Annotated in this window: 10 protein-coding genes; all 10 read right to left on the bottom strand. The window is 36.4% G+C overall.

The genetic code is table 11. The features are described 5' to 3' along the window. Nucleotides 1-59 precede the first annotated feature (59 nt). Nucleotides 60-2648: a beta-galactosidase gene (locus tag L634_RS0103755; protein WP_026581292.1), complete on the bottom strand. Its 2589-nt coding sequence runs from the start codon at nt 2646-2648 to the stop codon at nt 60-62. Next, nucleotides 2629-3288: a YesL family protein gene (locus L634_RS0103760; protein WP_026581293.1), complete on the bottom strand. Its 660-nt coding sequence runs from the start codon at nt 3286-3288 to the stop codon at nt 2629-2631. The genes L634_RS0103755 and L634_RS0103760 overlap by 20 nt, the downstream gene beginning before the upstream one ends. A gap of 48 nt (nt 3289-3336) precedes the next feature. Further along, nucleotides 3337-3615: a hypothetical protein gene (locus L634_RS32185; RefSeq protein ID WP_026581294.1), complete on the bottom strand. Its 279-nt coding sequence runs from the start codon at nt 3613-3615 to the stop codon at nt 3337-3339. Beyond that, the gene (locus tag L634_RS30540) at nt 3615-5465 is read right to left on the bottom strand and encodes an alginate lyase family protein (protein WP_084028817.1); all 1851 of its coding nucleotides are present in this window, start codon (nt 5463-5465) and stop codon (nt 3615-3617) included. Before L634_RS30540 ends, L634_RS32185 begins: the two co-directional genes overlap by 1 nt. 32 nt (nt 5466-5497) lie before the next feature. Next, complete coding sequence (locus tag L634_RS0103775; RefSeq protein WP_026581295.1) at nt 5498-6619, bottom strand: glycoside hydrolase family 88 protein; 1122 nt, start codon at nt 6617-6619, stop codon at nt 5498-5500. A 195-nt stretch (nt 6620-6814) separates the two neighbouring features. Continuing rightward, the gene (locus L634_RS30545) at nt 6815-9739 is read right to left on the bottom strand and encodes a polysaccharide lyase family 8 super-sandwich domain-containing protein (RefSeq protein WP_051428207.1); all 2925 of its coding nucleotides are present in this window, start codon (nt 9737-9739) and stop codon (nt 6815-6817) included. 160 nt (nt 9740-9899) lie between these two features. Continuing rightward, entirely contained in the window at nt 9900-11474 is a 1575-nt protein-coding gene (locus L634_RS0103785; RefSeq protein WP_198029687.1) for a response regulator transcription factor, read from the bottom strand. A gap of 8 nt (nt 11475-11482) precedes the next feature. Then, nucleotides 11483-13210, bottom strand: a complete 1728-nt coding sequence (locus L634_RS0103790; protein ID WP_026581297.1) for a sensor histidine kinase — start codon at nt 13208-13210, stop codon at nt 11483-11485. A gap of 150 nt (nt 13211-13360) precedes the next feature. Further along, entirely contained in the window at nt 13361-14695 is a 1335-nt protein-coding gene (locus tag L634_RS0103795) for an ABC transporter substrate-binding protein (RefSeq protein WP_051428209.1), read from the bottom strand. A gap of 122 nt (nt 14696-14817) precedes the next feature. Next, nucleotides 14818-15633, bottom strand: coding sequence for a carbohydrate ABC transporter permease (locus tag L634_RS0103800; protein WP_034261912.1), 816 nt, complete (start codon nt 15631-15633; stop codon nt 14818-14820). Nucleotides 15634-15655: the final 22 nt, after the last annotated feature.

Consider the following 15655-nt stretch of genomic DNA (forward strand, 5'->3'; position numbering starts at 1 on the left):
TACTGCACTATTATTCTTTAAAAACTGCCATCCTTTAAATAAATGGATAAGAATTCAAATTAAATCACTTCTATTTTTACTTGCTCCGGTGAGCAGCCTTCCTCATCATAGATAATCAGTTCGTTTTCCTGCTTTAAAATACTTGCAGGGATTTTATATTCTTCTTGTGGTCCAATTTGCCAGTATCGACCTAAACAAAAATCATTCACCCAAAAAGTTCCTTTCGATAACCCATCTAAACGTATTTTTACTTTTACAGCATCAATAGATTGTAATGACGTTGAAAAGGCGGTTTTATACCAACATGGTTCAACCTTGTCCTTGGTAAATATATGATCAATCTTTTGCCAGTCCTTCGGCTCGTTTAAAAGCGCAGCACTTTGTATTGTCCAATTTTCAATCTGATTTGCTTCCTTATATAAATAAAGCTTTAATTTCGAAATTCCTTTGAGCCCCTGCCCATCAAATTCAAATTCATTAAAGCCATCATTTAAGAGATGACTTACCTCAGCCACTCCATATGGTGCATCAAAACGGTTCCAGGCTGTTTCGTTAGTTGCGAGCATGAGTGGCGCCCCGTTATTCACTCGTATTCTATGGAGTCCTTCCCCAACGATGATGGCTTTATCAAAGCTTTGATCATTGACAAACTCTAGCAATAACGAAATACGTCCTTCGATATCCGGAATATTTCTTAAGGAATGCGTCTTGCCAATGCCTTCTACTTTCCAGTTGTCCAATAAATCAACAACCTGTCCATCAAGACTAGGAGACTCACTTACTCCCTTAGGTTCTCCTAAAGCTTGTGTGAAATTATATCGTCCCATGTTCTGAACCAAGAGACGAATAGAATTTTTACCTTTTTCAATTGGAAGTTCTATCGAAGCTGCCCCTAAATCATTTACCAGGCCGATATATTCATTGTTAAGAAAAACTCTTGCTGGATCTTCAATTCTCGGCAAAATTAATACTTTTTGACAGCTTTCAGCTGATTCAAATTGTGCAGTATAAGATAAATAACCGCTCCATTGTCCAAATGAACTAAAGTCCAACGGTTTAACTGATTTCTTACTCAAAGAAAAATCGGGGTTTTCGGGTGCTCGATACCAATCCGATAATGGAAACTCAATCTGTTTTTCTGCTTTAGAATTGATTATTTCATTATTTTTCTCCATAGATTCTCTATCATAAACGAGAATTTCAAAGCACTCATTTTTCCGGTCATTAATTGAAATAACCTGCGGCTTTGACCCGTGAAATAGAGTAAAGTGCAATTCTCCATTGCTATGTTTTTCATATCTCTGCGGGAATGGGCAAGAAATAGTAAGTTCATCAAGATCTTTCACCTGTAATACTAGTGAGGATTGCTGCCCAGTCTCATGGTAGACAATACCTGAATTATTTGAAAATCCTGTTGAATACGCTGTTAGTGCAGAAATCTTCACTGTTTTGCCAGCTATTTTTCCTGCTTTCATATTCTTGACTATTGGTAATATCCCATCCGGCTCAACTGTAATAATGAGTTGATGCCGGTCATCACTGTATAGCTTTTGAATCGCCCGCTCAGATTTCAAATTTGCAAGAAACGTAATGCTCCCTGCTTTATTCTGTAATGTTTTGCCCTGAAAACCATCAGGCAGATGGGAACAAACATCCATTGTAGAAGGATTTGTTAATATCGGTTCGACCCAATCAATAAAGCTGTGAACTCGTTTAATTACTTTATACTTTGGTGTTTCTTGTAAGTACTCAGTCAAGGGTGCATCATAATCATAAGATGTGATCATAAATGTATGTTCACCAATTGTACGTCCGCCCCAATGGTCAAAATTCGTTCCGCCGAAAAACATATAATAATTAATCGCTGTAAAACCTTCCATTAACAGCTCAAATAAAGCTTTTTCTAACATACTGGCTGTTTTTTGATTTGCTTTTGATCCGCCCCACTGTTCAAACCAGCCAATCCAAAATTCAAGAACTCCTTTTGGCTGGCCCCCGAATCTCTCATCTAATATTTTTGCATGTTCACTTGCATGAGACCAAAAATTCCGGAACTCAACGGCTCCTTCAACACCGCCATAACAAGTTACTAATGGAACATTAATCCCTCTAGTAATGAGTCCATCACGTAAATATTCCATATACTTTTTATCTGGTTTTCCAAGTGCTTGAAACTCATTTTCAACTTGAACCATGATCACTGTACCTGTATTAGTGATCAAATGCGGAAGAATCCGAGGCACTAATTCGTCAAAATACCGATCTACATAGTGTAAAAATGGTTCATGATAGCAGCGGTATTTCATGTTTTCCTTGGAACTCAGCCACCATGGCAGTCCGCCGAAATCCCATTCCGCACAAATGTATGGCCCTGGCCGGAGAATTACATATAGGTTTCTTTGTTCACATTTCTTTAAGAAAGCTTCCAAATCTTTATCGTTTGCAAAGTCCCAAACACCTTCAGTCTCTTCATGCCAATTCCAAGGAATATAGGTTTCAATACAATTACAGCCTGCTTTTTTTACTTTATCTAGCAGTTCATCCCATTCTGCACGGGGCAAGCGGAAATAGTGAACAGCTGCTGACTTGATGAAAACTCGATTCCCGTCAATCATCCAGCTATTTTTATCAAAATGAATACTCGCCATACTGACTCCCCCCTTCTAATAGCTCTTTTTGTCCTTCTACATGAGCAAATACCTTCAAAGCTGTTTTCATTACAATAAAACAATACAAGCTTCCGCTAAAGAAAAATAATGAGCCGGGAAGCAGCAATAAGATGAACAGGATGACCGCACCGGAAGAAATCATGATCATGGTTTGGATTGGGTGAGATATAGATAATAAAAATGCTGTTTTAATATATTGCAAAAGTGTTAAGTCATAATGGACAAACAGTGGGATAAAATATAGGATAACGATTAAAAATAACATTAGTAATCCGGCAGAAATGATAGATAATAGCATAAATGGCCATCCATCTAACGATTGAAATAACAAGACATCCAGCAAAAAAATAGTGCCGGCAATCAATATTAGGTAACCGTAAAGATTAGCTTTCACAAATTCTTCCTTATATTTATTCCAAAACAAGCTAAAAATCGGTACCTGTTCCTCTTCTAAAATCAGTTTGCGAGTGACCGCGAACATGGCTATCGTTGCAGGCATGATACCAACAAATACAAAGCCGAGCAGTGAAAACAGGATCCATAAAATGTTTGTATAAGCAATCAGCATGACTTTCTCTGAAATTCGGTAAATCCCTGAAAGCATCCCCTTTGTTTCCATCACTATTCTCCTATCCTATTCGGTGAAATCTGTCTCTCTTGCCAGCAGCTACTTAATAAGAATAACTTCTTCCTCTGCACCTTTTCTTTTAATGAGAACAATCTCGCCAAAAATCTGAGTCCCATCAATGCAATATGACATTCGGTGCAGGGATGGCTTTTTATGACAAACTATAATGAAATGCTCCTCTTTCAGAAAAGGCATATAAATTTTAATTGCTTGTGCGTCTTTACGGTCAACGATCTCTCCAAATAAATCATAAACCTCAACTGTTGTCACAGTCGGGATATCTTTTTCTCCTGGTCTCTGCGGATATATAAGCTGCATCAAAGCTGTTGGGCCAGTAGCTTTGGCTTCATAGTGAACACTTTTGTTTTTTTAATCTGATTGTATTCATACGAGATATTCCCCTCCTTAATGACAGCTGTAAAAGGAGTTGAGTTAATAGGAATGAGATGGAGATTCGCCTCATTCCCATTTTTAGTAAAGCAGCTTTTTGTTAATTCATTAAACTCAATTTCACCAGGTGAAAAATGAAAGTTCTGCGAAAAGATATGTTCACCTTTACATTCAAACTCATCCACAAGGAGCCAGTAATAAGGCTTTATAAAGACAATTCTTCTTCGGGTATAAACCGGATCGTCTAAATGCAGGTAACCATCATGACTGCCTTCAACATAATCAAACTGTTCATTGCTGGTCCACTTCGTCATCAGCGGGGCTGCAATCCTGCCAAAGCCCCATGTGTCTATACATTCCGTAAATTCGATGCCATCCACGAGGGAGGTATTATGTGCCTTTGCACTTTTTAATTCTCTTCTTAACGGATCATTATCGCTGTAATTATATCTGCCGAGGTCTGTTAAAAATTCTTTTCCGCAGGCATGAACGTCAATATGAAAAAGATCCGCGTGCCCATGGCCGCCACCTAACTGTCCACAATGAAAGTATAGATAAAGGTCTTCTTTTTCCCATCCAGAGCGCATAAAATAGTTCCCTGAATCCTCAAAGCCAGCTGACAGTTTCTTTGGTTTCTCTGCGTGAAGATTATGGTAAATGTCGATACCCTCTAATCCAAATTCCCATAAGTTTTCAAAATCGATTGTTGAGTAGCCTCTAAACTTTAAACTGGGATCTCTTAAAAGGATAGCCGCCCGAGTAAGGATATCCCTCAGGTCGAAGCTGTCACTGTCCCCCTTCATCGGCTGATGATGATTTGGCTTAGCCATGAATACATCGGCATAAGCCATTTTTCTTGCTGTATCTATTAGTAAGGGATCTATTTCAATTCCATTGTTTTGACTAAGGTGAATCGTTTTTAAATAACATAAAAGAACCTCGTTATGATACAATGGTGATTGCTCCCAGTGTATTCCATCTTTCATAATTTGAAGACGCGCAGTCTTCTTTAATCGCTGCAAACTTAAGGTTTGCCAAATGCCGGCCTGATTAAATTCGTTTAAAAAAATGGATAATTCTAATAGAGCTTTGTTCTCAATGACACCCCAATTACTAATCGCTTTCCAATTCGAAAAATCACTTGCTAAAAATTGCCCATGTTCATATAAAGAAAGCAGCATTTTTTCAAAAATCTCCATTGTGAAATGGGGACTATTCTTAAAATAATCATAGGCTTTTATCCAGTTGCTGCTCCTTATGCCGGCATCAATGGTTCTCCATGCCAGCGATACGGAATTTGATTGTTCAGAATTGGAATGAATCCAGTCCGATAGCAGTTCACAGAATGCTTTAGCATACCTTTCATCCCCAGTTAACAGGTATGCTTGACCAAGCGGGATAAAAAAACGATGCCTGTTTAACATATACGTCCATTCCGGGTCTTCAAATGGGATATAGGTCCAATCGATTTTTCCATTGAATGTGACAGGAATATTTGTCCGTTCCATATCCCATGCTTCTTGAAATACAAACACCCGATTGACAATTTGTTCAGCTACAGCTAATACCCGTTCAACATCTTCCCGATAATGCTTATATGCCTGCTTCACAAGCAGTTCTTTTTCATAATTGTGATAATAAAACTTGGGATTGACTCTTTTAAGAAAATAACTATGATAGAAACGAAGAGAGTCACCGAGTTTGTTCTCCTTAAATGCCTGCTTTACAGGCAGAAGTTGAGGTTTGTCTAAATTAAGTAAGTTTATCAGTGTGCTCATTCGTTTTATCCCCTGTCTTCGTGGTCAAATAGTTATTCGTACCAGTAACCTTTATGATTTTTCTCTAAACGCATTAAAGCCTCCAGATAAAAGTAATCACCCCAAATCATATAATCATCGATTGAGAGATTACCCAGAACATGATAAGAACCATGCTTTAGAAGCCCTTCCGCATCTTTGTCATTGATGGTTGAATAATTTTCTACAAGGGATTGCATCATTTTTTGCACTGCATCTTCAAAATATGTTCGTTCCAAGTCTCCGTCATTTAAGTGGCTGATTATTTCAAGCAGTCCACAAGCTGCAATTGCAGTTGCTGAACTGTCACGAGGTGTATTTTCATCTACTGGTGCATTAAAGTCCCAATAGGAGACATAGTCATCTGGTAAATGTTCAATAAAATACTTCGCTGCTCTTTTTGCTGTTTCTAAATAAACTGATTTTTTTGTGTAGCGATAGGAAAGGGCAAATCCATAGATTCCCCACGCCTGGCCTCGTGTCCATGTCGATCCATTTGTATATCCTTGATGGGTTGCCCCGCCAATAGGCTCGCCTGTTTCTTGGTTAAAGAAAAACGTATGATAGGAACTGTCATCACCACGCATAAGATAACGCCTGCTTTTTTCCGCCTGAGCTGCAGCGATATTCCGATATTTTGGATCGTCCGTTTGTTCACTTGCCCAATAGAGAATCGGGAGATTAAGAAGACAATCGATAATAATTCTTCCGCCTTCTTTTTCATCGCATCTCGGCCCCCACGCTTGCAGATAATGGCCTTTTTCACGCCAGCGGCAAAGTAATTTATCTGCAGCCTGCAATGTTAGTTTTCTTGCTGCGTCGTTTTTTTCAATCATCCATTGGGCTTTAGAAGATAGTGAATACAAAAATCCAATGTCGTGATGGTCGAGAACGATATTTTTATTTAGGCGATTTTGAAAGCTTTCAACCGTTTTTTGGGCCTTTCCTTTAAAAATAGGATCATTAGAATATTCATAGCACAGCCATAACAAGCCTGACCAAAAACCATTCGTCCAGTCGTCATTATCGTTCAGCTCATATTTGCCATTCATGCTGACATGCGGGAATAACTCACCGAAACGGTTAATATTGCTCCTAGTTTTTTCGACTGCATCTTCAATCGCTACATTCCACATGAATACATTCTCCTAATCATTAGTTAAATCTAGCCTTATGTAGTAAGTGTAATGGGAAACAATGCTTTGGAATATGTGATATTTACAGAAAAATGTGCACTTTTTTTACCTATAAACTGATAAGGATGTTTTTAGCAAAAAAAAGAAAGAGGGATACACAAGATAAAAAATTCTTGTCTCCCTCTTTTCTTGTAATTAATGTTCCTTATTTTTGATAAATTTAGCTGTATATGTTTTTCCTTGTGAGTTCTTCACATTGATTTGAACTTTAATTGTTGGTGAAGTTTGAATGACTCTTACGTTTTCATCATTACTTTCAACCATATAGTCTTGCTTATCAAGTTCCAAAGTTAGACTGTCTTGTGTTTGAGTTGGATCTGAAACAGCAAGCGTAAGAACCCCTTTTTCTTCTTTTAACAGCATGGATAGAGGATTACTGGCATTAATAAACATTACAGTATCCGGATTCCAAAAGTTAGCAGCTAAAATTCCGAGTTCTCTCTCTTTTACAGCATGAACATCCTCTGTATTCTTAATAATCTTAATATCAGGGTTTTTGCCATATTCTTCTGTTGCTTTTAGATTCTTACTTGGTAAAAGGACGTAAGAATAGGATGCCTTTATTGGATTTACACCGTGAGAGAGGGCTAAACTTAAATAGTTGTTCGTAACTAATTCTTTACTCCCACCCGAATTCACTTGATTCCATGAACCCGTTCTTACTTCTCGCAGTCCTTCAATTGTCATCTTCTTTGGAAAATAGTAGCCGATATCAGAATCTTTAACATTTCCTTCTAAATGTGCCCAGTTTACTTTATCAATACTTTCTTTCCAGCCAAGCTGATCTGACATTTTTGTTCCGTTAATCGTTAATTGATTCGTACCTTGATTGTTAAGTTTACGGTTTTCAATCACCGTTTCTGTATATCGGTTATCGCTTCCGGAAATGTCAGAACCTACTGCAACAATCTCATCATCAAACATAAACCAGGATTTCTTGCCCGACAATGAGGTTCCTGTTACTTTTTCCAGTGAGAAATTCATGCCTGCTGCACCGTATAAACCGTCGATTGAAGAACCGCCGACCCAATTTTTAGTATTTGCATACTTATACCAGGCTTTTGGAGTTGTTTGAATTGCACCGTCTGTAGTTGTTCCAGGTAAACGGAACATATCAACAGTGGCCCAGTAATGATCACTAAATTGGGTTAGGTCATTATTATATAAACTAGTCATCCCAATACCTGTGAACCAGCCTTTTAAATTTTCTCCATTCCCAGCTTCAAAAGCGGTGATTCTGTCAGAAAACATACTTACCCCAAATCCATACCCTTTTTGAAGATGGACAACACGGTCCATAGCAGCATATACTTTATGCGTTATTAATTCATCATGAGGTACAATAGAACTATTATTTAACAACTCCTTAAAACGAATCACATCACTGATGGCTAATTTTTCAAAATAATTCTCAAACGATATATCTTCCATCACCCATTTTTTAACGATACCTTTAAAATACTCCGCTTCTTCTTTTGGTGCAACTTCTGATAAACGAAGGATATTTTTAATCATTCCCCGTCCGCTAATATGGTCTTGCTCCTGTTGTCTTGAAATGGCTCTTCCCCTTACCATATCCATCATTGCACCCTTATAAATTAGAGGCACTATTGATTCATTGACCCATCGATAAACATTTTTAACATTTGGATCTGTTACGGCCCACCTTGAATCATTCAATACATTTAGTAGATCAGCCATTCGGTTAATTAATACTCCGCCATATGAGCCGGTATAAGCGACGTATGTATGCTGAATAAATGAACCGTCATCATAAAAACCGTCGCCGCTATTCACATATAAGAAGATTTGACTTAGTGCTTCTTGGCCCTGGCGGATTTTTTCACTATTTTTACTAATGACACCACTAATAACTGACACAAGTGCTTTATCTGCACGGTTTGCGCCTTTTTCTTCATATCCGCCTAATGTTCGAACAGTTGGGTCAGGTACAAAACGTTGAACCGCTTTCATATAATTTGTTCGTTGTTCTTGTGACAAATAATCATACATAAGAATAACAATGTCATTTAAAGCCTGTGGAGAACCAATCTCCCAATCCCACCAGTTGCCAGCCTCACTTTTTTGTTCATTATAACGATTGTTGTATATCCAATCTAAAGCACTGATTATATCTTCTTTTAAAGATTCGTTTTTATAAAGAGACGAGCCGTTAGTTGAGTATGCGAGAGCCATACTTTTTAAACGGTTAAAGGATGTTGTCATGTGCGCTGAATTTGCTGGATTGGAGGCGTCATTCCACAAAGTCGTTCGTGATTGGCCCTTGTTCAATGTATCCCAGAAACCATTATTATTTTCGTTTGACACAGTAATATCAAGGGCATGGATGGCTGTACGAATATCTTCATCATTTTGATTATAAATTGAAGATCCAATCAGCCACTTATACCATTTCAGGCGCAAATCTTCAAATTCTTTTTCCGGTACAGGTTCAGGTTCAGGTTCGGAATCACTAGATCCATCATCTAAGGCATCAATAACTAATTGCGGAGGATTTTCACCTTTTTCTCTGCTATTAAAATCAAGGTATATATCCTCATTATTGGCACCTGTTATAATAAAGGTTACTTCTGTCGCATCAACCTGTTCTTTCACATAATCTGTTACATCAAATTCATAATACTGTGAAGCAGCAGAAATAGTGGCACTTGCAATTTCTGATGTCGGAGATGGTGCATTATTCCAGGTTATGCTCGTTTCTGTCCAGTTTTTTTCTTCACTTCCCCAAACTTTCAAGGTACCGTTCTTAGTTGCTTTTCCATAAATTCGCAGCTTGGCAGATGCTAGTGTCTTAATTTCATTTAAATTAAACTTAACATACGCCTTTCTGGTATAAGAATCAGATGTTGCTTCACGGACAGCCAAATAAGAATTTTTGCCAAAATTATTGGCTGCATTGGTTCCACCCCAAATAAATGCATCAGCTTCTGATCCAAGGTTAAAAACCTCTGAATCATCAATAGCATATGCCGGCAGCTGAAGTGAACTAATCAATAGAAAAATAGTGACAATAATAGTGATAGCGCTTACTTTTTTCATTTAAACCTCCCCAAAGTTTGAACTTTTCCAAATTAAAAAATGCTCCTTTCTTGTTTTATTAAAAAGTTTACTATCGAAATACAAAGGGAAGGTGTAAAATTCTTTGAATTTAAGGGAATATTTTGACTTTTTGCGAGATTGGAATATAAAATAATTACCACTAGTAACCAATTTTGGATCGATATTCTCTTGGCGTCATTTTCGTATATTTTTTAAATACTTTTGAAAAATAGGTACGATCTGAATAGCCGCATTTTATTGCAACCTCTTCTACTGATTCTCCTGTTTGCTCAAGGATTTTTGCGGCAACACCGATTTTAAAGCGATGGAAATAATCGGTGAAATTTTCACCCGTCAATCGCTTAAAATAACGTGAAAAGTAACTTGGATTCATATATAAATGAGCGGCTACGTCTGTAGATGTAACATTTTCAGATAGATTCTCAATAATGTATTGATCAATCTCTTGTAACTTCGGCTCTCTGCTGCTGGCTCCGTCCATTTTTCCATTCCATTGAATAAGCTGTGTCAGCTTGTTTTCTACAATTTTTACGGCATCACTTAGTCTGGAGCACTCCTCTAGAAACGAATAAAACTCTTCATTGCCCGTTTCAATATATTGTAATTCAATCAAACGGACTCTTCGTGAAATGATCCTTTTCAGTTCTCCAGGGTCCAGATTTTTCGTTGCTGCGGTTTGGGTGATGAATGCTAGAATTTCTTTTACCCTTTTACTGTTTTTTTCTTTTACAGCGATAACTAATTCACTCATCTCTTTGTCGAGAAGACGGCTAATTGGACAAAAAGCGCTTAGATTGGTTTGTATATCCCAATTCAATATCGAAACCGTATTATAAAAAAAGTGAGATCGATTGCGTACTATTTTTTGGTAAACAAAACCAATATTCTTTATATCGGATGATTGTCGACCGTAGATAAAAAATATCTCCAAGCCTAAATATTCAATCATTTTCTCTTGTATCTCCATTAATAGAGATTGAATGTACTGATGATGATCAAATTTTATGTTTTGACGAAAGTTATAAACAAAAACAATTGAATCTTCCTCGTTAAAAAAAGTAATTCCGGGATGATTTTTAGCGATATCACAGGCAATATTATAAACTCCATATTTAATGATGGACAGATCCTGATAGGAATACTTTTCTATAAACGCAGATAAAGAAAAGAAACCCGTCCCTAGAATAAACGAAGGATATTGCCAGCTAATATCAAGTTTTTTTGCAAATTGGATGAGTAATTCTGGATCATCTCTTTTGATAAGACGGTCAAATAACGAATGTTTCAGTATTTCAATATTCCGGTTGAGTATTTCCTTATAGGATAAATCTTCTAAACTAACAGATGTTTCGATAACTTTATTTATGGAATTTTTCAAGTTTTCCTCGAGCTGCTCTTTCGTTAATTCATCTTTGATTAAATAACTATCAGCGTTCAGCTGTATGGCTTTTTGTGCATAGTGGAAATCCTCATGACAGGTTAAAAAAATCATTCTGACATTTGGTTTAATCTGTTTTAATTCTGAAGCTAATTCAAGACCATTCATCTGAGGTAAACCTATATCCGAAATAACCAAATCAGGTTTGTATTGTTTAAATAATTCTAAGGCTTTTATACTTGAATAGGATGTGCCAACGATATTTAAGCCATGTTCTTCCCAATTGATTAGCTGTTTCAGATATTTAATCATTGGTACATCATCATCAACAAGCATAATATTAATCATCCTTTTTCACCTTCCTTATCGATATCAATCGGAATTTGAACAACAATCGTTATACCGCCGTTATCATTTCGTTGAAGATCAATATCCCCATCAGAACCATAGAAAAGCTTTACTCTCTTTGCAATATTCATTAAACCAACACGATTGTAAGAGGTACCTTCAGAGCCGCTCTTTAACATTCGTTTTAACTCCAAAAGCTGATTCTCACTCACCCCTTTTCCATTATCGCTTATCATAATAACAACACATTCATCCCTCTTATTAGCACGGATGATTATTTCTCCAGAAGATTTTTCAGAAAACCCATGAACGATGGCATTTTCTATAAATGGCTGAAGTAATAATTTCGGTAATTCAATATTTTTGACTTGATCTTCCATTTCAACCTTCAATTCTGCATTCACTTCGGTTCTCATTCTCATGATCTCTATATAATGAGATAGCAGTTTGCATTCACTTTCAATCGTGGAAGGTTCATCTATTTTCATATAGGCTCTTAGCAGACTCATTAAGGCGTTAATTTTATCAGCATGTTCATAATCATTATTTATAAATAAACTGCATTTGATGGAATTTAACGTGTTAATTAAAAAATGAGGGCGAATTTGTGCGAATAATGCCTGGAGCTCAATGGCCCGTTTTTCCTCTTGTTCCTGTTCAATTTGTTCAATCAGCCCTTTTATTTCATCTAACATGTGATTAATTGTCTTGCCCAATTCATTAATTTCATCTTTTCCTTCAGGCAAGAAACGAACATCATGTTTTCCTTTACCAAATTGGGTAGCAACGAAGGACAATTTCTGAATGGGACGATGCAGTCTTTTGGCCATTAAAAGTGAAATCAACAAAAAGATAAAAAAGAAAAGGGCAACCAAAACCGTACTTAGGAAGAAGCTTTTTGTAATTTGTCCTGTTATTTCTTCATTCGAGGTTTCATGAATTAGCTTCCATTTTGAAATGGGGATTAAAACTGCGTCCCGTATTTCTCCATTTCTTTCATCATCATCTTTATAAGAAATTGTGTGGTCTCCTGCAATCAGCTTTCCATTTTCATCAAATAATGCGAGCTTGCCAGTCTTGGCCGATTGAAATAATCTTTTAAAATATTCATTCGAGATTCCTATATTTAAGGTAGCTAATGGCTGTCCGTTTTCAGGATGATTAATAACACGACTAAAGTAGTAATAGGAGTCTCCCTCTAGGTTCAAATGCTTAACGAGTCCCAATGATTGTAAATGGCTGGCCTGATTAACATTTATTCGATCTTGCAGCCGATTCCAATGATCTTTCAAAACCGTTAAGGAAGGGGTTTTACTTGAGATGCCAACCGAATAAGGAACAATAAATTCTTTATTATTAACTAGAAACATATGAATATCGGAATTTAACATTTTAATGGATATATAGTCAAAGGAAGCAATAACCTTTTGATAATTATCATAATCCCGATACCTTTTTATTTTTTCCGTTTCGCTAAAATCGATAAGTGTTCGAATGGTTTCATCGTTTTTGACGTAAAAATGAGTAACATAATTTAAGTCATCGACTATTTTTGTGATATCTTTAGATACTAAATTCAATACAGAACGATTTGAGAGTTCTATTTTTTCAATCACATTATCTTTTATTGTTTTGTAAGACAATATCGTAATGACTAATATTGGGAGCAAGATTAATATAATAAATGATGACTGTATTTTTTGATAATAGCTTAATTTGTTCATATCATTCCTGCCACCCTTTTAGTAGACTAAAACGTTTACAATTATTATTTTACTACAATAGTAATAAATTTAGTATTACCAAAATAATCTGAATACAATTTTATATGGAACAAAAGGCCCCCCATCCTGAGGCGCCTTTTATATATACGATTATTCGTTTTCTTTAATCACTTTATTTGCTTCATCAGCCATCCACTTTTGAACTTCTTTGGCAGATTTATCTTCTAGTATAAACTGACTAAATCCATCGCCTAAAATTTTATCTAATTCTGCAGCATATGTGATTGAAACTTCAGATGCTGGTAATGGTTCAGTACTGTCAAATAAAGTGTACATTAGCGAATCCACATCATAATATTCTTCTTTACCTTCAATCCATTTTTCAACTAATGGTTTTGCATCTTCTTTTTTCCAGCCTGGCAACTCTGTTCTTGCATCTGTTAAGTTAGTAGAAATAAAGCGAGCTAGTTTAAAGGCAGCTTCTTTATGTTTAGAATTTTGACCAATTGCTAAATAGTTGCCGCCCATGTATATTTCGTTCTTATCACCTTTTGACTGAACTGGCACTGGAGCAAAGGCTGTTTTAAACTCATGCGGAAACTGTTGAGTATTACCGGTATCTGCAATCATCCAAGAACCAGTTAATAGCATCGCTGCATCACCATTAAAAAATTCTGTTCTATAGTTTAATTTCGCACCAATGACGTCAGCATAAGGTTTTATGGATTTATCCTTTTTCTCCATTTGATGTCTTAGATTAAAGAAATATTCATAGGAAGGATCTGTAAAATTTGTTTTACCGTCTTCCGTCATAAATGGATGCTTCTTGTGTACTTGAGCGATTGGATTCGCATATAATCCCCAGTTATGGAAGTATGCACCATATTGTTTTTCAGTACCTTCTCCCTTTGTTAATTTTTTAGCATATTCACTAAATTCATCCCATGTCCAACCAGCCTTAGGCACTTCAAGACCCGCCTCATCTAATGCATCTTTATTTAGAAGCACAAAATTGGTTGTAACATTGGTTAAAATCCCATAATATTTTCCATCATACTTTGGATTAACAAAGTATTCTTCTTCTGGTTTTAAGTTATTTTCTTTATATAAGTCATCCAGTGGTGCTACTACACCTTGTGCTGCACGTTGGTAGATCGCATCAATGTGCGGGGTCATAAAAAGGTCAATTTGCTCACCTGATGCCATTAACACATCCAGCTTTTTAAGAGTTTCAAGAGAGTTTCCTGGAACAAGTGATACATGCTCAACATCAATGTTTGGATTCTCTTTTTCAAATTGCTCAATATATTTTTCCGTTGATGCCTGCATTATTTCGTTATCCCAGTTGTAATACTTAATGGTTACTTTTTCGTCATTGGATTTTTCACTTGAATTTGACTCAGAACTTCCTGAACATGCAGATAGCAGAGACATTGCCAGAAATGCCGTACTTAAAGCTAACGTTGCTTTCTTTTTGAATCTCATTTGAATCCCCCTTCTTTTTTATTAAGCGCTTACATAACATATTATAGCTCTAGTCTTTTTTATTGAACGTGCACAATTTGATACAGTTTGTGCATTTTTTTACTAGTTTTTATTTTCAGTCATCAGCCTTTTACACCGCCAAGAGCAATTCCTTTAATCACTTGCTTCTGCATAATGATAAAGACAATAACAAGCGGAATAATAGCAGAAAGTGATGCCATCATTAAGACAGCAAAGTTGTCCGCGTAATCGTCTTTAAATAGTTGCAGCCCTAGTGTAATTGGATATAGTTCTTTGTCAATCAAGAAGATCAGCGGTCCTTGATAATCATTCCAAATCCAAATAAATTTAATAATACCAGCAGTTGCTAGAATCGGTTTACATAAAGGCATAATTATTTTCCAATAGATCGTAAAGTAGCCCGCTCCATCTAATTTAGCGGCCTCAATATATTCATTGGATATTCCAAGCATGTATTGCCTCATCAGGAAGGTAAAGTAGATAGAGAATAACCCCATCAAGATTAGCCCTTCATGTGTATTATATAGTCCGAGCCATTTGATCAAGATAAACCTAGGTACCAAAGTCGCTTGTTCCGGTATGATCATAAAACTAAGGACAAGGGCAAAGACGAAATCCCTGCCTTTAAATTGAAGCTTACTAAAGGCGAATGCCGCCATTGAAGAAAAAATCAGGGTAGCCAATGTTTGAATAACAGCCAGTTTAATTGAGTTAAAATAGAATTTATAAAAAGGGATTTCGGCCATCCAAACTGCTTTGAAGTTTTCAATAATATTCCAATCTTTCGGAATCCATTGAATTGGAAATACCATTACATCTTTCTCAAATTTAAATGCCGCTGACATCATCCATATTAACGGGACGAGAAAAAAGATGGATAATACAAACATACCAATAGTGAATAAAATTTTACTCATATTAAGCTTTTTTTTCAATCGA

The sequence above is a fragment of the Bacillus sp. J33 genome (assembly GCF_000518885.1).
Taxonomy (GTDB): Bacteria; Bacillota; Bacilli; order Bacillales; family Cytobacillaceae; genus Cytobacillus.

Coding starts and splice junctions, on each gene's coding strand:
- L634_RS0103755 (WP_026581292.1), bottom strand. CDS start 2,648: ATGGCGAGTATTCATTTTGATAAAAATAGCTGGATGATTGACGGGAAT.
- L634_RS0103760 (WP_026581293.1), bottom strand. CDS start 3,288: ATGGAAACAAAGGGGATGCTTTCAGGGATTTACCGAATTTCAGAGAAA.
- L634_RS32185 (WP_026581294.1), bottom strand. CDS start 3,615: ATGCAGCTTATATATCCGCAGAGACCAGGAGAAAAAGATATCCCGACT.
- L634_RS30540 (WP_084028817.1), bottom strand. CDS start 5,465: ATGAGCACACTGATAAACTTACTTAATTTAGACAAACCTCAACTTCTG.
- L634_RS0103775 (WP_026581295.1), bottom strand. CDS start 6,619: ATGTGGAATGTAGCGATTGAAGATGCAGTCGAAAAAACTAGGAGCAAT.
- L634_RS30545 (WP_051428207.1), bottom strand. CDS start 9,739: ATGAAAAAAGTAAGCGCTATCACTATTATTGTCACTATTTTTCTATTG.
- L634_RS0103785 (WP_198029687.1), bottom strand. CDS start 11,474: ATGCTTGTTGATGATGATGTACCAATGATTAAATATCTGAAACAGCTA.
- L634_RS0103790 (WP_026581297.1), bottom strand. CDS start 13,210: ATGAACAAATTAAGCTATTATCAAAAAATACAGTCATCATTTATTATA.
- L634_RS0103795 (WP_051428209.1), bottom strand. CDS start 14,695: ATGAGATTCAAAAAGAAAGCAACGTTAGCTTTAAGTACGGCATTTCTG.
- L634_RS0103800 (WP_034261912.1), bottom strand. CDS start 15,633: ATGAGTAAAATTTTATTCACTATTGGTATGTTTGTATTATCCATCTTT.